Origin of the sequence: Bifidobacterium choerinum, assembly GCF_000741135.1 — a bacterium.
Lineage (GTDB): Bacteria > Actinomycetota > Actinomycetes > Actinomycetales > Bifidobacteriaceae > Bifidobacterium > Bifidobacterium choerinum.
The window spans coordinates 1-17602 of sequence record NZ_JGYU01000004.1 but is presented as its reverse complement, the minus strand read 5'-3'; the positions used below and the strand labels follow the sequence as shown (position 1 = coordinate 17602).

Below are 17602 nucleotides of genomic sequence, written 5' to 3'. Positions count from 1 at the left end.
AGGTCATCATGCCGAATCTCGTGATCGCGCTCACGCTGTTCGTCCTCGCGCTGCTCATCGGCATCGAGGTCATCGGCAAGGTGCCGGCGACGCTGCACACGCCGCTGATGTCCGGCGCCAACTCGATCCACGGCATCGTCATCGTCGGCGTCGTCATCGTCGCCGCGCACGCCACGAGCACGCTGTCCTACGTGTTCATCTTCCTGGCGGCCGTTCTCGGCACGATGAACGTCGTCGGCGGCTACGTGGTCACCGATCGCATGCTTGAGATGTTCAAGTCCGACAAGTCCGACGCGAAGAAGAAGGAGAGCAGCAAGTGATCTACGACAATTGGGTGCCCGCATCGACGATCGACGTCGTCGCATGGTGCGTCTACGTGCTCGCGGCGGTCCTGTTCGTGCTGGGCCTGCACTTCATGAACTCGCCGAAGACGGCCCGCAAGGGCAACATCGTCTCCGCGGTCGGCATGGTCATCGCCGTCGTGATGGCCTTCGTCAAGCTCTTCGTCGACGGCGTCTTCACGACGACCGCGCTCGTCGTGCTCGTCGCCGGCATCGTGATCGGCGCCGTCGCCGGCGTCGTCTCGGCGAAGAAGGTCAAGATGACCGACATGCCGCAGCTCGTCTCGGTGTTCAACACCGTCGGCGGCGGCGCGGCCGCGCTCGTCGCGCTCAACGACATCCTCGCCGGCGACGGCAGCCCGAGCCTCGTCGTGCTCATCACCGCGGGCCTCGGCGTCATGATCGGCTCGGTCACCTTCACCGGCTCGCTCGTCGCGGCCGGCAAGCTGCAGGGCATCAAGTGGGTCAGGAAGCTGCGCCTGCCTGGCAAGAGCGTGTGGAACATCCTGTTCATCGTGCTGACGATCGCCGCGCTCGTCATGCTGTGCGTGCAGCCCGAGCACCGCGTGCTGTGGTCGATCCTGACGACGGTGTTCGCGCTGTGCTACGGCCTCGTGTTCGTCATCCCGATCGGCGGCGCCGACATGCCGGTCGTCATCTCGGTGCTCAACGCCTGCACCGGCACCGCCGTCGCGATGTCCGGCCTGGCGATCGACAACGTCGCGCTCATCGTGGCCGGCGCCCTCGTCGGCGCGGCCGGCGTGACGCTGTCGGTGCTCATGTCCAAGGCGATGAACCGTCCGCTCATGTCCGTCCTCGCGGGCGGCTTCGGCGGTTCGAACGCCGCCGGCGGCGACGCCGAGGGCCCGGAGGGTACGATGAAGGAGACCTCGCCCGACGATCTGGCCGTCCAGCTCGTCTACGCGGACAAGGTCATCTTCGTCCCCGGCTTCGGTCTGGCCCAGGCGCAGGCGCAGCGCGAGCTCGCCGACCTCGGCGAACTGCTCAAGGAGCACGGCGTCGAGGTCGAGTACGCGATCCACCCGGTCGCGGGCCGCATGCCCGGCCACATGAACGTGCTGCTCGCCGAGGCGAACGTCCCGTACGAGGAGCTCGTCGACCTCGACGACATCAACCCGCAGTTCCCGAGCGCGAACGTCTCGCTCGTCGTCGGCGCGAACGACGTGACGAACCCGGCCGCCCGCAAGCCGGGCACGCCGGTCTCCGGCATGCCGATCCTCGACGTCGACAAGTCGCAGAACGTCGTCGTCATGAAGCGCGGCCGCGGCAAGGGCTACGCCGGCATCGAGAACGAGCTGTACTTCGAGGACAACACGCAGATGCTCTTCGGCGACGCGAAGGCGAGCCTGCAGGCCGTCATCGCAGCCGTCAAGGAGCTGCTCGCCTGATTGGAGCGATCCGGTCCGTACGGCGAAGGAGGCCGGCCCCGATGGGGCCGGCCTCCTTTTTGCATGCCTCCGTATGTTTGTTATATATGCGATCCATATGCGCTTGCGGCGCATCCCGCGCCGCGCTCAGGCGGCGAAGGCGGGAATGCGCCGCAGGAAGCCGTCGACCGTCGACCAGTACAGCCGCGGGTCGGTCGCGAGCGAGGCGACGTGGCCGGCGCCCGGGACGACGAGCAGCTCGCAGTCGTTGCTCGCGCACGCTTCGTAGAGCCGGCGCGCGCTCGACGGGTCGACGATCGCGTCGGCGTCGCCCTGGACGAACAGCGTCGGGATCGTCAGGCGCCGCACGGCGCCGAGCACGTCGGCGTCGGCGAGCGAGGCGTCGGCGAGGCGTCCGAGCAGCAGGTTCGCGACGCCGACCGCGGGCCTGGAGCGCGCGCGGCACATGCAGCGCGTCGGCCATGCTGTGCGTGAGCTGCGCCGTGGCGCAGACGAAGGCGCTGTCGGAGACGATGGCCCTGATGTTCGGCGCGTGGCAGGGGTCGCGCCGGCGAGCAGCACGCTCGCGGCGCCCATCGAGTTGCCGTGCAGCAGGATGCGCGCCTGCGGGTCGCGCGAGACGATGAGGTTGACCCACTGCTTGAGGTCCCTGCGTTCGAGCGCGCCCATCGTCACGTAGCGCCCGGCGCTGCGCTCGTGCGCGCGCATCGCCGGCGTGAACACCGTGAAGCCCATCGTCGCGTAGTGCTGCGCCCACGGCGCCATCTCCCCGGGGCCGCCGGTGTAGCCGTGCACGCAGATCGCGTAGCAGTGGGGCATCGGCCGGGCCGTGTCCGGGTCGAAGCGCCAGCCGTGCAGCCGCAGCCGGTCGTAGCTGCGGATGACGACGCTCTGGTGCGTGTCCTCGAACCAGCGGCGGGTCTGCTCGGACACGGGCACGTTCGCGTCGTCGTGGTCGTCGAAATGGTTCAGGCGGCGCCTTGCGAAGATCGACTGCGGGCAGTCGGCGTCGAGCGCGGCGCGCAGCAGCCCGACGCCCGCGCCGACGACGCCCGCCGCCGCGGCGAGCGCGCAGGCGGACGCGACGCCGGCGGCGATGCGCCCGGCGCGCGACGGCGACGACGGCGATGATGGCGATGATGAAGATGAAGATGAAGATGAAGACGATGACGGCACTGACGGCGATGACGATGACATGACCGGCGTTTCCTCGATTCCTCGGACGATGCGACATATCCGACTGACTGCAGCACATTGTACATGGGCGGCAGCGGGACGGTGGGTGCCGGCGGCCTCATCCATGCGCAGGGGGAACGCCGCATGGGTTGTCCACGCCGGCGCCTAACCTCGAAACGTTGCTTTGGCGAGGGAAGGCATATGAGCCTTCCGTTATCGACTCGGCACGAAGACGCTCCCCGATGCGCGTCTTCGGCTCGTTGATGCGCCGAAGACGGAGCATATAAGGAGAACAAGATCATGGCAAACACCACCATCGTCCTCGAAGGCGAACCGCGCACCGAGTTCGGCAAGGGCCCGTCCCGCCGCATGCGCGCCGCCCGCCAGATCCCGGCGACGATCTACGCCGGCGGCGACCAGCCGGTCTACGTCAAGCTCCCGATGAAGGAGACGACGCTCGCGCTGCGCCACACGAACGCGCTGATCACCGTCAAGTACGGCGAGGACAGCAAGCTCGCGGTCGTCAAGGACGTCCAGCGCAACCCGGTCAAGCGCATCGTCGAGCACATCGATTTCTACGAGGTCAAGGCCGGCGAGAAGATCGACGTCGAGGTGCCGGTCTTCGTCGAGGGCACGCCGAAGGGTGCCGCCATCGCGTTCGTCGACATCCAGGAGCTCAAGGTCCGCGCCGACGTCAGCAACCTGCCGGAGCGCATCGTCGTGACCGTCGACGGTCTGGAGGACGGCGACAAGGTCTTCCTCAAGGACCTCGAGCTGCCCGAGGGCGTCGAGCTCGACATGGAGGACCTCGACGAGTCCGTCGTCACCGTCGAGGTGCCGCAGGACGCGCCGCTGCCGGAGGTCACCGAGGAGCAGGAGGAGAACGTCCCGGCCATCGACGGGTCGAACCCGGAGGCCTGATTCCCGCCGCCCGCGCCGCGACGCCGGCGCGGGGACACGCTTCGCGACGCCCGCCCCGATCCTTTCGGGGCGGGCGTCGCCGCATCCGGCGCCGATGGCCAGTATGTGAACGCGCGAAACGCGTTGGACATGGGGTTGTGCAAGAGTGAAGCATGTCGGCGCCAAAAGCGCACTTGGACAACCACTACGATTTCGATTTTTCACGACACACCCGAAGAAGCATCACCATGACCAATGAATCCCATCACGATCCAGCGTACATCGACTCCCTCGCCGAGCGGTTCACCGTCCTGCCGAACCCGAGCCCGGCCTCGGACGCCAAGCGCGAGGAGCTCATCGACAAGCCGGCCTTCGGCCAGGTCTTCTCGGACAGCATGGCCCACATGACGTGGACGAAGGGCGAGGGCTGGTCCGACCGCCGCATCGAGCCGTACGCGCCGATCAAGCTCGACCCGGGCGCCTCGGTGCTGCACTACGCGCAGGAGGTCTTCGAAGGCCTCAAGGCGTACCGCCACGCCGACGGCTCCACATGGCTGTTCCGCCCCGACGCGAACGCCGAGCGTATGCAGAACTCGGCCAAGCGCCTGTACCTGCCCGAGGTCTCGGTCGAGGACTTCCTCGGCTCGTGCGCCGCGCTCGTCGAGAAGGACGTCAAGTGGGTCCCGGCGCGCCGCGAGTACACGCTGTACCTGCGTCCGTTCATCTTCGCGTCCGAGGCCTTCCTCGGCGTGCGCGCCCCCGAGGAGGTCGAGTACTGCGTCATCGCGTCGCCGTCCGGCCCGTACTTCGCCGGCGGCGTCAAGCCGGTGAGCATCTGGGTCGAGGACAAGTGGTTCCGCACCGGCCCCGGCGGCACCGGCTTCGCCAAGTGTGGCGGCAACTACGCCGCCTCGCTGCTCGGCGAGTACCGCGGCATCGCCGAGGGCTGCGAGCAGGTGTGCTTCGTCGACGCCGCCACGAAGACCTATCTCGAGGAGCTCGGCGGCATGAACATGATGGTCGTGCACAAGGACGGCCACGTCGAGACGCCGAGCCTGACCGGCAACATCCTGCCGGGCGTCACGCGCCGTTCGATCATCCAGCTGCTCGAGGACGACGGCCATGACGTCGTCGAGACGATGATCGTGCTCGAGCAGCTGCTCGACGAGATCCGCTCCGGCGAGGTCACCGAGGTCTTCGCCTGCGGCACCGCCGCGATCGTCACGCCGATCGGCCGCTTCAAGTCCGAGAAGTTCGACGTCACCGTCGGCGACGGCCAGCCGGGCGAGCTGACGATGGCGATCCGCAACCAGCTGCTCGGCATCCAGCTCGGCGAGATCGAGGATCCGCACAACTGGATGTGGAAGGTGTGCTGAGCATCCACGCCGAATCGTAGTGACGGGCGGGCATCATCACGATGCCCGCCCGTTTCGCATGAGGGAAAAAGAGAAAGGGGAGAGCGCCGGCCGATGACGCCGAGCGCGTAGCGTCGGCGCCGCCGTCCCCGCACGGGTGGCCGGACCGTACAATGGAGGAGTCCCGTGCCCCGATGCGCGGCCGGGAGGAAAGGAGAAGCGATGGAGGTTGCGCTGCAGAGTTCGCCGTTCTTCCGCGGCGTGGAGTACCTCGCCATCTTCTGCTGCGGCATGGCCGGGGGCCTCGCCGCGATCCGCAAGGGCTACGATGTCTTCACGATCATCATCACCGCATGGCTGACGGCGCTCGGCGGCGGCATCATCCGCGACGTGCTGCTCGGCGCCGTGCCGCCGGTCGGCATCTCCGACCGCGTCTCGGTGCTCACGGCGCTGCTCGCCGGATGCACGGTCGCGATCATCCATCCGGAGGTCGACCGGCTCAGATGGTCGATGTTCACGATCGACGCGCTCGCGCTCGGCCTGTTCGCCGTCAACGGCACGAGCAAGGGACTGCTGTACAACACGAGCGGCATGACCGCCGTGTTCCTCGGCACCTTCACGGCGATGGGCGGCGGCATGATCCGCGACATCCTGCTCAACGAGGTGCCGATGGTCATCCGCGACCGCCACTGGTACATCGTGCCCGCCGTCATCGGCTCGATGCTCACGGTGCCGGTGTGGCGCTGGCATGCGCGCGGCATGATCTCCGAGCGCGCCGAGATGGCGCTCGACGTGGCGATCGTCGTCCTCGTCGTGCTGCTGCGCCTCGGCTCGGTGCGCTTCGACTGGCAGCTGCCCCGCGCCGTGCCGCGCGCGAAGGCGCATCTGCCGCGCGTCCTGCTCGAACGGCGCGTCCACCACCGCACCGCTGACCGGCCGGAGCGGCACGGCGATGGAAACGACGGGAACGACGGGAACGTGCCGCGCGACGCGCATGGCGGCGACGCCGTCGCGGCGCACGGGCGGCCCCAGCACGGCGGCCGCTGAGCGCGGGCGACGTCGGTGGAAGGAATGGACGCGGATGCGGAACAAGGCCGGACGGCGGCCCGGCAACGACGAGAGGGCCCGGATGGACAACCATCCGGGCCCTCTCGCCAAGCGTGAATCAGATCACATCGCGTTGATCTTCAGCGCCAGACCGGACTTGCGGTTCGCGGCCTGGTTCTTGTGGATGACGCCCTTGCTGGCCGCCTGGTCGAGCTTGCGGCCGGCGATCTGGAAGGCGGCCTCGGCGGCGGCCTTGTCACCGGAGGCGATGGCCTCGCGCGTGTGACGGATTGCGGTCTTGATCGCGGACTTGACCGCGACGTTGCGCTTGTGCGCCTTCTCGTTGGTGAGGACGCGCTTCTTCTGCGACTTGATGTTTGCCACTATGTATTCTCCAAACAACGGTTTCTATAAGGACATACGGATGTGAAGCATACCATGCACCGCGGATAAAGTCGCATGCGGCGCGCGGGGCCGTTTGCCGTGCGCTGCCGCTAGAATGGTCGCGGATATCGTACAACAGGAGGGCGGCTTGAGCCAGCATCACAATCAGCCCGGTTTCACCGATCAGTCGGCGATCCGCAATTTCTGCATCATCGCGCACATCGACCACGGCAAGTCGACGGTCGCGGACCGCATCCTTCAGCTCAGCGGCATCGTCCCCGAGCGCGAGATGCGCGACCGCTTCCTCGACCGCATGGACATCGAGCAGGAACGCGGCATCACGATCAAGTCCCAGGCCGTGCGCGTGCCGTGGACCTACGACGGCCAGGAGTACACGCTCGGCATGATCGACACCCCGGGCCACGTCGACTTCACCTACGAGGTCTCCCGCGCGCTCGCCGCATGCGAGGGCGCCGTCCTGCTCGTCGACGCCACGCAGGGCATCGAGGCGCAGACGCTGTCCAACCTGTACATGGCGATCGACCACGACCTGACGATCATCCCGGTGCTCAACAAGATCGACCTGCCGAGCGCCGAGCCGGACAAGCACGCCGAGGAGATCGCCGGCCTCATCGGCTGCGACCCCTCCGACGTGCTGCGCGTGTCGGGCAAGACCGGCGAGGGCGTGGCCGAGCTGCTCGACCGCATCGTCGTCGATGTGCCGGCGCCGTCGGGCGACCCGGACGGCGACGCCCGCGCGCTGATCTTCGACTCCGTCTACGACTCCTACCGCGGCATCGTCACCTACATCCGCATGGTCGACGGCGAGCTGCGCTCGCGCGAGAAGCTGCACATGATGGGCGTGGGCACGACCTACGACCCGATCGAGATCGGCGTCATCAGCCCCGACATGATGCCGACGCGCGCGCTCGGCGCCGGCGAGGTCGGCTACGTCATCACCGGCGCGAAGGACGTCAGCCAGTCGAAGGTCGGCGACACGATCACGTCGGCCGCGCATCCGGCCGCCGAGGCGCTGCCCGGCTACCGCGACCCGCAGCCGATGGTGTACGCGGGCCTGTTCCCGATCGACAACGCGCAGTTCCCGGAGCTGCGCGAGGCGCTCGACAAGCTCAAGCTCAACGACGCCGCGCTCGTCTACGAGCCGGAGACCTCGGTCGCGCTCGGCTTCGGCTTCCGCTGCGGCTTCCTCGGCCTGCTGCACATGGAGATCGTCTCCGAGCGACTCAGCCGCGAATTCGGCCTCGACCTGATCTCGACGGCGCCGAACGTGCCGTACGAGGTGACGGGCGAGGACGGCACCGTGCACCGCGTCACCAACCCGAGTGAGTTCCCCGAGGGCAAGATCAAGAAGATCGTCGAGCCGGTCGTGGCCGCCGACATCATCACTCCCAAGGAGTTCATCGGCGCCGTCATGGAGCTGTGCCAGGACCACCGTGGTGTCATGGGCACGATGGAGTACATCTCCGCCGACCGCGTCGAGATGCACTACCGCATCCCGCTCGCCGAGATCGTCTTCGACTTCTTCGACCAGCTCAAGAGCCGCACGAAGGGCTACGCGTCGCTCGACTACCACGAGGACGGCGAGCAGGCGGCCGACCTCGTCAAGGTCGACATCCTCATCCAGGGCGAGAAGGTGGACGCGTTCTCGGCGATCGTGCACCGCGACAAGGCGTACGGCTACGGCGTCATGATGACGAAGAAGCTGCGCGAGCTCATCCCGCGCCAGCAGTTCGAGATCCCGATCCAGGCCGCGATCGGCTCGCGCATCATCGCGCGCGAGACGATCCGCGCGCTGCGCAAGGACGTGCTCGCCAAGTGCTACGGCGGCGACATCACCCGCAAGCGCAAGCTCCTCGAGAAGCAGAAGGCCGGCAAGAAGCGCATGAAGATGCTCGGCCACGTCGAGGTGCCGCAGGAGGCCTTTGTCGCCGCGCTCGCGACCGGCGAGACCGGCAACGACCGCGACACGAAGGACAAGATCCGCGCCGCCCAGAAGACCGAAGGTTGAACGCCACGCCGATGACCTACGAAGTCTACGTGCATGTGCCGTTCTGCCTGCGCCGCTGCGGCTACTGCGATTTCAACACCTACACGGCGCCCGACATGGGTCCGGGCGCCTCGCGGCGCGACTACGCGTCGACGGCGATCGCCGAGCTGCGCCTGCTGCGCCGCTGGCAGCTCGAGCACGGCATCGACGAGCCGGCCGCCTCGAGCGTCTTCTTCGGCGGCGGCACGCCGACCGTGCTGCCGCCGCGCGACCTGATCGCCGTCCTCGACGCGATCGGCGAGCTGTGGGGCATCGCCGACGACGCCGAGACCACGACCGAGGCGAACCCGGACACCGTCGACGCCGCCGCGATCGGCGCGCTCGCCGACGGTGGCTTCACGCGCATCTCCTTCGGCATGCAGTCGGCGGTGCCGCACGTGCTGCGCACGCTCGACCGCACGCACACGCCGCGCAACGTCGCCGACGGCGTGCGCGCCGCACGCGAGGCCGGCCTCGAGGTGAGCGTCGACCTCATCTACGGCGCGCCCGGCGAAAGCCTCGACGACTGGCGCACGAGCGTCGAGGCCGCGCTCGCGCTGGGCGTCGACCACCTGTCCGCCTATGCGCTGACCGTCGAGCCGCACACGAAGATGGGGCGGCGCATCGCCGCCGGCGAGCTCGCGGCGCCGGACGACGACGACGAGGCCGCCAAATACGAGATCGTCGACGACATGTGCACGGCCGCCGGACTGCGGTGGTACGAGATCTCGAACTGGGCGCGTCCCGGCCACGAGAGCCGCCACAACCTCGGCTACTGGAGGAACGTCGACTGGGCGGGCGTCGGCCCCGGCGCGCACAGCCACTACACGTTGCCCGACGGCGGCGCGCGCTCGCTGCGCGCATGGGACATCCTCCATCCGCGCGCATGGGCGCAGCGCGTCATGCTCGGCGACGTGCCGTGGGCCGACAGCGAGCGGATCGACTCCGACGAGGACGTCGAGGAGCGCGTCATGCTCGGCATGCGCCTGCGCGAGGGGCTCGACCTCGACGAGATCGAACGCATCAGCGGCCGCGACGCCTCCGCCGTCGCCGACGAGCTCGTGCACGAAGGGCTCGTCGAGCGCCCCGACGGCGTACGCCTCGTCGCGACGCGACGAGGCCGCCTGCTCAACGACGCCGTCATCGAGCGGCTGTTCGACGCGCTGCTGTGACGGCGTCTCACTATGTGATTTTTTCCGCCGCGGCCGCTGCGCTCGTCATACTTCCGAAATATTGCGCCCAATAGAATGCGAAAGGCTGGATTGCCCACCGTGCCCGCCATGGCGCGCACGGTTCCGATGGGTGGACGCGCCTGCTCCGCGATGTGGTCGCGCGACCGCCCACGCCCGCGGCGCACCGGTAATCTGTGCTGACAACTGTGCGATAGGGGATGGTCGTCCCCTGTGACTAGAGAGGTGATTGCGGTGACGTTTGGAACCCCGCTTGATTTGACGATCCGTCGTCCGGAAGGCATGTACGACCCCGGCAGCGAGCATGACGCCTGCGGCGTGGGCATGGTCACCACCCTCAACGGCCGTCCCGAACGCAGGATCGTCGACGACGCCATCGAGGTGCTCGTCAACCTCAACCACCGCGGCGCCGTCGGCGCCGAGGAGAACACCGGCGACGGCGCCGGCATCCTGATGGCGATGCCCGACGAGTTCATGCGCGCGACGGTCGACGCCGAACTGCCCGAGGCGGGCCGCTACGCGGCTGGCATCGCCTTCCTCGACCGCGACATCGCCACCTGCGGCCGCCAGGAGCAGGCGATCGCGCGGATCGCCGCCGAGGAGGGCCTCGAGGTCCTCGCCTGGCGCGTCGTGCCGACCGACCCCAACGGACTGGGACTGCAGGCGCTCGCGAGCATGCCGTCGTTCAAGACGCTCGTGCTCGCCGATCCGGAGCGCAAGCTCGCCGGCATCGAGCTCGACCGGCGCGTCTACCATGTGCGCAAGCGCGCCGAACACGAGGTCGGCATCTACTTCGCGTCGCTGTCCGCGCGCACGCTCACCTACAAGGGCATGCTCACGACGATGCAGCTCAAGCCGTTCTTCCCGGACCTGTCCGACGAGCGCATGAAGACGACGATCGCGATCGTCCACTCGCGCTTCTCGACGAACACGTTCCCGTCGTGGCCGCTCGCGCAGCCGTTCCGCCTGATCGCCCACAACGGCGAGATCAACACGATCCAGGGCAACCGCAACTGGTTCTCGGCGCGCCAGGGGCGCCTGAAGTCCGAACTGCTCGGCGACATGGACGACCTGCTGCCGATCCTGACGCCCGGCTACTCCGATTCGGGCACCTTCGACGAGGTCCTCGAGCTGCTCAACCTCGCCGGTCGCTCGCTGCCGCACGCGATCCTGATGATGGTGCCGCCGGCATGGGAGAAGAACGAGGAGCTCGACCCCGACGTGCGCGCCTTCTACGAGTACAACAACGCGCTCATTGAGCCGTGGGACGGCCCAGCCGACCTCGTGTTCACCGACGGCGTGCAGGTCGGCGCGCTGCTCGACCGCAACGGATTCCGCCCCGGCCGCTGGCAGGTCACCGACGACGGCTACGTCGTGCTCGCCTCCGAGGCCGGCGTGCTGCCGCAGGTCGACGACGCGCGCATCGTGCGCAAGGGCCGCCTCGAACCGGGCCGCATGTTCCTCGTCGACACGGCCGCCGGACGCATCGTCGAGGACGACGAGATCAAGCACGAGCTCGCCTCGCAGCACCCGTACCGCGCATGGGTCGAGGGCAACACCGTGAACATGGCGCAGCTGCCGCAGCGCGAGCACGTCAGCTACTCCGACCAGTCCGTGCACCGCCGCCAGCGCGCCTTCGGCTACACGCAGGAGGAGCTCAAGATGGTGCTCAAGCCGATGGCGGACACCGGCAAGGAGCCTCTCGGCTCGATGGGCAACGACATCCCGCTGTCGGTGCTCTCGGGGCGCAGCCGCATGCTCTTCGACTACTTCACGCAGAAGTTCGCCCAGGTCACGAACCCGCCGCTCGACTGGGAGCGTGAGAAGATCGTCACGTCGATCGAATCGGCGATCGGCCCGGAGCCGAACCTGCTCGAGGACTGCGCGACGCACGCGAAGAAGATCCTCATCGAACAGCCGGTCATCGACTCCGACGAGATGGCGCAGCTCAAGAACGTCGACCGCGCGCGCCAGCTCGACGGCTACTACAAGCCGGCCGTCATCAAGGGCCTGTACCAGGTGACCGGCGGCGGCGAGGCGCTCAGGGCCCGCCTCGACGAGATCTTCGACGAGGTCGACCGGGCGATCGAGGAGGGCAGCAACTTCCTGATCCTGTCCGACCGCGACTCGAACCACATGATGGCGCCGATCCCGTCGCTGCTGCTCACGTCGGCCGTGCAGCACCATCTGCTGCGCCGCAAGACGCGCACGCAGGTCTCGATGGTCGTCGAGGCCGGCGATGTGCGCGAGATCCACCACGTCGCGCTGCTCATCGCCTACGGCGCCGCCTGCGTCAACCCGTACCTCGCCTTCGAATCGGTCGAGGAGCTCGCGCGCACCGGTTTCCTCGAGGTCGACGAGGCCACGGCCGTGACGAACCTCAGGAACGCGCTGTCGACCGGCGTGCTCAAGATCATGAGCAAGATGGGCGTCTCGACGATCATGAGCTACCGCGGAGCCCAGCTGTTCGAGGCCGTCGGCCTCAACCAGGAGGTCATCGACGCCTACTTCACCGGCACCGTCTCGCGCGTCGGCGGCTGCGGCCTCGACGACCTCGCCGAGGAGGTGGCGATCCGCCACCGCGTCGCCTACCCGAACCAGTGGACGGCCACGCCGCACCGCACGCTGCGCACCGGCGGCGAATACAAGTGGCGCCGCACCGGCGAGGAGCACCTCAACGACCCGGAGGCCATCTTCCTGCTGCAGCAGTCGACGCAGCGCGGCGACTACGAGATGTTCAAGCGCTACTCGGCGCACATCAACGACACGTCGAACCGGATCATGACGCTGCGCGGCCTGATGAAGTTCAACCACACGCGCAAGCCCGTGCCGCTCGACGAGGTGGAGCCGGCGAGCGAGATCGTCAAGCGCTTCTCGACCGGCGCGATGAGCTACGGCTCGATCTCGAAGGAGGCGCACGAGACGCTCGCGATCGCGATGAACTCGATCGGCGCGCGCTCGAACTCCGGCGAGGGCGGCGAATCGGTCGAACGCCTCAACGACCCGATGCTGTGCAGCAAGATCAAGCAGATCGCCTCGGCGCGCTTCGGCGTGACGAGCGACTACCTCGTGCACGCCACCGACCTGCAGATCAAGCTCGCCCAGGGCGCCAAGCCGGGCGAGGGCGGCCACCTGCCGGGCGCGAAGGTGCCGCCGTGGATCGCCAAGGTGCGCCATGCGACGCCGGGCGTCGAGCTCATCTCGCCGCCGCCGCACCACGACATCTACTCGATCGAGGATCTCAAGCAGCTGATCAACGACGCGAAGATGTCCAACCCGAAGGCGCGCATCCACGTCAAGCTCGTCTCCGAGTTCGGCGTCGGCACGATCGCGGCCGGCGTCGCCAAGTGCCACGCCGACGTCGTGCTCATCTCCGGCTACGACGGCGGCACCGGCGCGGCGCCGCTCAACGCGATCCGCCACGCCGGCACGCCGTGGGAGATAGGCCTGTCCGAGACGCAGCAGACGCTCGTGCTCAACGGCCTGCGCTCGCGCATCACCGTGCAGTGCGACGGCGAGCTCAAGACCGGACGCGACGTTGTCGTGGCGGCGCTGCTGGGCGCCGAGGAGTTCGGCTTCGCGACGACGGCGCTGATGGTCGAGGGCTGCGTCATGATGCGCGCCTGCCAGAAGAACACCTGCCCGCAGGGCATCGCGACCCAGGACCCGGAGCTGCGCGCACGCTACACCGGCAAGCCGGAGCACGTCGTCAACTTCATGATGTTCATCGCCGAGGAGGTGCGCGAGCTGCTCGCCGAGCTCGGCTTCCGCACGCTCGAGGAGGCCGTCGGCCACGTCGAGTGCCTCGACCAGGACGAGGCGATCAGGCGCTGGAAGTCCGAGGGCATCGACCTGGGCAACGTGCTCATGCAGCCCGGCCCGGTCCCCGGCACGATCCTGCACAAGACGATCGAGCAGAACCACGAACTCGACAAGGCGCTCGACAACGAGCTCATCGCCCTCGCAGGCCCGGCGCTCGAACACGGCGAGCACGTCACGATCGAGCATGGCATCCGCAACGTCAACCGCACGCTCGGCACGATGCTCGGCTACGAGATCACGCGTCGCTACGGCGAGGAGGGCCTGCCGGACGATACAATCGAGCTCGAGCTCGAAGGCACCGGCGGCCAGTCGATCGGCGCGTTCATCCCGCGCGGCGAGACGCTGCACATCGTCGGCGAGGTCAACGACTACGCCGGCAAGGGCCTGTCGGGCGGCAGCATCGCGATCGCCGCGCCGAAGGACGTCACCTACGACCCGCACGAGAACGTCATCGCCGGCAACGTCCTGGGCTTCGGCGCGACCTCCGGCACGATGTTCGTCGCCGGTCGCGCCGGCGAACGCTTCGGCGTGCGCAACGGCGGCGCGACCTTCGTCGTCGAGGGCGTCGGCGACCACGGCTGCGAATACATGACCGGCGGCGAGGTCGTCATCCTCGGCCCCACCGGCCGCAACCTCGGCGCCGGCTTCTCCGGCGGCCACGTCTACGTCCTCGACCTGGACATGGGCAAGGTCAATCCGGCCTCCGCCGCCGGCGCGCTGCTGTTCGAGCAGCTCGACGACGAGACGGCGGCGCATGTGCGCGACCTCGTCGAACGGCACGTCGCACGCACCGGCTCGCGCTTCGCGCAGGGCCTGCTCGACGACTGGGGGCATGCGCGCGCACGCTTCACGCACATGGTGCCCAGGCAGTTCGTCGCGATGACCCGCGCGATGGAGCGGGCCAAGGCCGAGGACATCGATTTCAATGAGCCCGGCGTCTGGGAGCAGACGTACGAGCAGGTTATGGAAGGAGCGCGCTGACATGGCAGATCCACGTGGATTCCTCAAGGTCCGTACCCGCAGGGAACTGGCCGAACGCCCCGTCGAAGAACGCATCAGGGACTGGTTCGACGTGCATGCCGAGGACGGGCTGCAGGACTGGACCCGGGAGCAGGCGGCCCGCTGCATGGACTGCGGCACGCCGTTCTGCATGTCCGGCTGCCCGCTGGGCAACCTCATCCCCGAATGGAACGACCTCGTGCGTCAGGGCAAGTGGGAGGAGGCCTACAACCGCCTGTCGATGACGAACAACTTCCCGGAGGTCACCGGACGCATCTGCCCGGCGCTGTGCGAGTCGGCCTGCGTGCTCGGCATCCACCAGCCGCCGACGATGATCAAGAACGACGAGGTGACGATCATCGACCAGGCCTGGGAGCTCGACTACGTCAAGCCGCTGCCGCCGGCGCGACTGAGCACACAGACCGTCGCCGTCGTCGGCTCGGGCCCGGCCGGCCTCGCCTGCGCGCAGCAGCTGACGCGCGCCGGCCACACCGTCGTCGTCTACGAACGCGACGACGAGGTCGGCGGCCTGATGCGCTACGGCATCCCGAACTTCAAGCTCGACAAGCGCATCCTCGACCGCCGCGTCGAGCAGATGAAGGCCGAGGGCACGCGCTTCCGCACGAACACCGAGATCGGCCGCGACATCACATGGGACGACCTGCGCTCGCGCTACGACGCGGTCGTCGTCGCGATCGGCTCGACGGTGCCGCGCGACATGAACATCCCGGGCCGCGAGATGGACGGCATCCACTTCGCGATGGACTTCCTGCCGGATGCGACGCGCCGCGTCTACGGCAAGGAGCCGGTGCACGGCATCACGGCCAAGGACAAGCACGTCGTCATCATCGGCGGCGGCGACACCGGCTCCGACTGCCTGGGCACGTCGATCCGCCAGGGCGCCAAGGACGTCACGGTCCTGCAGATCATGCCGAAGGAGCCGTCGACGCGTCCCGACAACCAGCCGTGGCCGACCTTCGCGCGCCTCTACCAGAAGACGTCGTCGATGGAGGAGGGCGGCGAGTACGTGTACAACACGGATTCGGTCGGCTTCGTCGGCGAGGAGGACGGCACGAAGATCACCTACGAGCACGCGGCGCGCGCCGAGGGCTTCGTCTCCGACGAGCAGGGCCACGTCACCGGGCTGAAGGTCGTGTCCGTCGCGCCGGGCGAGGACGGCCCGTTCACGCGCCAGCCGGGCACCGAACGCATCATCCCGGCAGACCTCGTGCTCATCTCGGTCGGCTTCCTGCACCCCGACACGACGACGTTGGGCGAACAGCTGCCGTGCGACCTCGACGCACGCGGCAACGTGGCGCGCGACGACGCCTTCCACACCTCGCAGGAGGGCGTGTTCTCGTGCGGCGACGCCGGACGCGGCCAGAGCCTCGTCGTCTGGGCGATCGCCGAGGGCCGCTCGTGCGCGGCCGCCGTCGACGCCTACCTGACCGGCGAGCCGACCGAACTGCCGGCGCCGATCGTCGCCTCGCAGCGGCCGATGTCGCTGCCTCGGCGCTGATCCGCCGACATATGACGCGGCAGGGGTGGGTCCCCGTCATCCGGATGACGGGGACCCACCCCTGCCGCGCATTGCCCCGCATGCCGCCGGCCCGGCGGCGTTGCGACGCTGGGCGCAACCGACGCCCCGAGCCCCGGGGTGCAGTACAGTAGAGGACGGTGCACACGCCGGTGCCGGCGTGTGCGAACGTGCTTTGCGAAAGGAGCAACCATGGCAAACCGTGCGGAGCGCCGCGCGCAGAAGAAGCGGGGCGTGCCGGAGCAGTACGACGCGACGAAGGGTCGCGCGCGTTCCGGCATGATCGACGAATACCAGCTGCAGGAGAAGTCCCGCCGGCTCAAGGAGGGCAAGACCGGCCCGTGGAAGCCGACGAGCAGCGAGCTCGAGCATGCCGAGGAGGTCGCGATGGGCACCGATCCGGACGACTTCGACCCGCCGCAGGTCATCCGCGCGCCGCATTCGGTGCGCCAGTGGTTCCGCGTGGCCAGCTGGGTCGTCATCGTCGTCTCAGCGATCATGTTCTTCGTCGTCATGTGGCTGCCGCAGCATCCGCTGTGGTCGATCATCACCGTCTCCGCCTGCTTCGCCGCGGGCGTGCTGAGCCTGTTCTTCACGGCCGGCGACCCGAAGAACAACCCGAACCTCGACCAGAACGGCACCGCCGTCTGACCGGTCTTCGCCGTACGACGCAAAGGAGGGCGGGCGGACCGCGATGCGGTCCGCCCGCCCTCCTCGTATGGGGGATGGGGCCGTTACTTGATCTGCTCGAGCAGCTCGTCGATCTGGCCGTTGACGTCCACGTCGTAGCCGGCGAAGACAATCTTGCCGTCGCCGTCGATCACGAAGGTCGAGCGGACGGTCTCGTAGCTCTTCTCGCCGTCCTTGACGTGCTCCTTCGCGGCGCCGTACAGCTTGTGCGCGACGTACTCGGGATCGGACAGCAGCACGAAGCCCAGGTCGTTGTGCTCGCGGAACTCCTGCAGCTCCTTGACGTCGTCGGGGGAGACGCCGATGACGGTGTAGCCCTCCTTGGCGAAGCGCTCGAGGTTGTCCTGGAACTGCTTCGCCTCGAGCGTGCACACCGAGGATCCGGCCTTCGGATAGAAGTAGAGCACGATGTTCTGGTGCTTGAAGTCGGCGAGCGCGTAGTGCTTGTACTCGTCGGATTCAAGTTCGAAGTTCGGTGCCATATCGCCTTTGGTCAGGCGTACCATGTTTGTTTCGCTCATGCCCCCAACGGTAGTGCAAAACGGGCGCGCGGGCGCGAAATACGCGTTGAGGGAAGTTTTGCCGTCGTCAGCGAACCGGAGCCGCGCCGCCGCGGCGCCGGTGGTATGCGCCGCGGCGGACGCCGGCGCGCCCCGCGCTCCCGGATGCCGGGACGGGCGCGGTGTGACGGCCGGCGTCGTGCTA

Annotated in this window: 13 protein-coding genes; 10 read left to right on the top strand and 3 right to left on the bottom strand. The window is 68.2% G+C overall.

The annotated features are described in order from the left end of the window. Positions 1-8: 8 nt before the first annotated feature. Positions 9-320: an NAD(P) transhydrogenase subunit alpha part 2 gene (locus tag BCHO_RS03730; RefSeq protein WP_024541373.1), complete on the top strand. Its 312-nt coding sequence runs from the start codon at positions 9-11 to the stop codon at positions 318-320. Positions 321-334: 14 nt separating this feature from the next. Continuing rightward, the gene (locus BCHO_RS03725) at positions 335-1750 is read left to right on the top strand and encodes an NAD(P)(+) transhydrogenase (Re/Si-specific) subunit beta (protein WP_024541372.1); all 1416 of its coding nucleotides are present in this window, start codon (positions 335-337) and stop codon (positions 1748-1750) included. Positions 1751-1876: 126 nt separating this feature from the next. Here the strand turns inward: BCHO_RS03725 and BCHO_RS03720 are convergent, their stop codons facing one another. After that, complete coding sequence (locus BCHO_RS03720) at positions 1877-2947, bottom strand: alpha/beta hydrolase (RefSeq protein WP_081930113.1); 1071 nt, start codon at positions 2945-2947, stop codon at positions 1877-1879. Positions 2948-3226: 279 nt separating this feature from the next. Here BCHO_RS03720 and BCHO_RS03715 point away from each other — a divergent pair, with 279 nt between their 5' ends. The 3 genes from BCHO_RS03715 (at position 3227) to BCHO_RS03705 (ending at position 6228) form a co-directional block, all read left to right on the top strand. Next, positions 3227-3847 (top strand): 50S ribosomal protein L25/general stress protein Ctc, encoded by a 621-nt coding sequence (locus BCHO_RS03715; protein WP_024541370.1) that lies wholly within the window; start codon positions 3227-3229, stop codon positions 3845-3847. A gap of 227 nt (positions 3848-4074) precedes the next feature. Further along, the gene (locus tag BCHO_RS03710) at positions 4075-5202 is read left to right on the top strand and encodes a branched-chain amino acid aminotransferase (RefSeq protein ID WP_024541369.1); all 1128 of its coding nucleotides are present in this window, start codon (positions 4075-4077) and stop codon (positions 5200-5202) included. Between the two features lie 201 nt (positions 5203-5403). Further along, a complete protein-coding gene (locus BCHO_RS03705) occupies positions 5404-6228 on the top strand; it encodes a trimeric intracellular cation channel family protein (protein WP_024541368.1) in 825 nt (274 codons plus the stop codon). Between the two features lie 123 nt (positions 6229-6351). Here BCHO_RS03705 and rpsT read toward each other — a convergent pair whose 3' ends face one another. Continuing rightward, entirely contained in the window at positions 6352-6612 is a 261-nt protein-coding gene (gene rpsT / locus BCHO_RS03700; RefSeq protein ID WP_024541367.1) for a 30S ribosomal protein S20, read from the bottom strand. Between the two features lie 115 nt (positions 6613-6727). On the opposite strand from rpsT, the gene lepA reads away from it, so the two are divergent. The 5 genes from lepA (at position 6728) to BCHO_RS03675 (ending at position 16858) form a co-directional block, all read left to right on the top strand. Then, entirely contained in the window at positions 6728-8641 is a 1914-nt protein-coding gene (gene lepA, locus BCHO_RS03695; protein ID WP_051354922.1) for a translation elongation factor 4, read from the top strand. Between the two features lie 11 nt (positions 8642-8652). Beyond that, complete coding sequence (gene hemW / locus BCHO_RS03690; protein WP_024541365.1) at positions 8653-9831, top strand: radical SAM family heme chaperone HemW; 1179 nt, start codon at positions 8653-8655, stop codon at positions 9829-9831. A 300-nt stretch (positions 9832-10131) separates the two neighbouring features. Continuing rightward, on the top strand, positions 10132-14652 hold the full coding sequence (gltB, locus tag BCHO_RS03685; RefSeq protein ID WP_193345750.1) for a glutamate synthase large subunit: 4521 nt from the start codon (positions 10132-10134) through the stop codon (positions 14650-14652). Between the two features lies 1 nt (position 14653). Next, complete coding sequence (locus tag BCHO_RS03680) at positions 14654-16189, top strand: glutamate synthase subunit beta (protein ID WP_024541363.1); 1536 nt, start codon at positions 14654-14656, stop codon at positions 16187-16189. 210 nt (positions 16190-16399) lie between these two features. Next, positions 16400-16858, top strand: coding sequence for a hypothetical protein (locus BCHO_RS03675; RefSeq protein ID WP_024541362.1), 459 nt, complete (start codon positions 16400-16402; stop codon positions 16856-16858). Between the two features lie 83 nt (positions 16859-16941). Here the strand turns inward: BCHO_RS03675 and BCHO_RS03670 are convergent, their stop codons facing one another. Then, positions 16942-17418: a peroxiredoxin gene (locus tag BCHO_RS03670; RefSeq protein WP_024541361.1), complete on the bottom strand. Its 477-nt coding sequence runs from the start codon at positions 17416-17418 to the stop codon at positions 16942-16944. Positions 17419-17602: the final 184 nt, after the last annotated feature.

What these genes read in the sequence shown, in the direction of transcription:
- BCHO_RS03715 (WP_024541370.1), top strand. Translation starts at nt 3,227, where the DNA reads ATGGCAAACACCACCATCGTCCTCGAAGGCGAACCGCGCACCGAGTTC.
- BCHO_RS03730 (WP_024541373.1), top strand. Translation starts at nt 9, where the DNA reads ATGCCGAATCTCGTGATCGCGCTCACGCTGTTCGTCCTCGCGCTGCTC.
- BCHO_RS03675 (WP_024541362.1), top strand. Translation starts at nt 16,400, where the DNA reads ATGGCAAACCGTGCGGAGCGCCGCGCGCAGAAGAAGCGGGGCGTGCCG.
- lepA (WP_051354922.1), top strand. Translation starts at nt 6,728, where the DNA reads ATGGTCGCGGATATCGTACAACAGGAGGGCGGCTTGAGCCAGCATCAC.
- BCHO_RS03670 (WP_024541361.1), bottom strand. Translation starts at nt 17,418, where the DNA reads ATGAGCGAAACAAACATGGTACGCCTGACCAAAGGCGATATGGCACCG.
- BCHO_RS03710 (WP_024541369.1), top strand. Translation starts at nt 4,075, where the DNA reads ATGACCAATGAATCCCATCACGATCCAGCGTACATCGACTCCCTCGCC.
- BCHO_RS03705 (WP_024541368.1), top strand. Translation starts at nt 5,404, where the DNA reads ATGGAGGTTGCGCTGCAGAGTTCGCCGTTCTTCCGCGGCGTGGAGTAC.
- hemW (WP_024541365.1), top strand. Translation starts at nt 8,653, where the DNA reads ATGACCTACGAAGTCTACGTGCATGTGCCGTTCTGCCTGCGCCGCTGC.
- BCHO_RS03680 (WP_024541363.1), top strand. Translation starts at nt 14,654, where the DNA reads ATGGCAGATCCACGTGGATTCCTCAAGGTCCGTACCCGCAGGGAACTG.
- BCHO_RS03720 (WP_081930113.1), bottom strand. Translation starts at nt 2,947, where the DNA reads ATGTCATCGTCATCGCCGTCAGTGCCGTCATCGTCTTCATCTTCATCT.
- gltB (WP_193345750.1), top strand. Translation starts at nt 10,132, where the DNA reads ATGTACGACCCCGGCAGCGAGCATGACGCCTGCGGCGTGGGCATGGTC.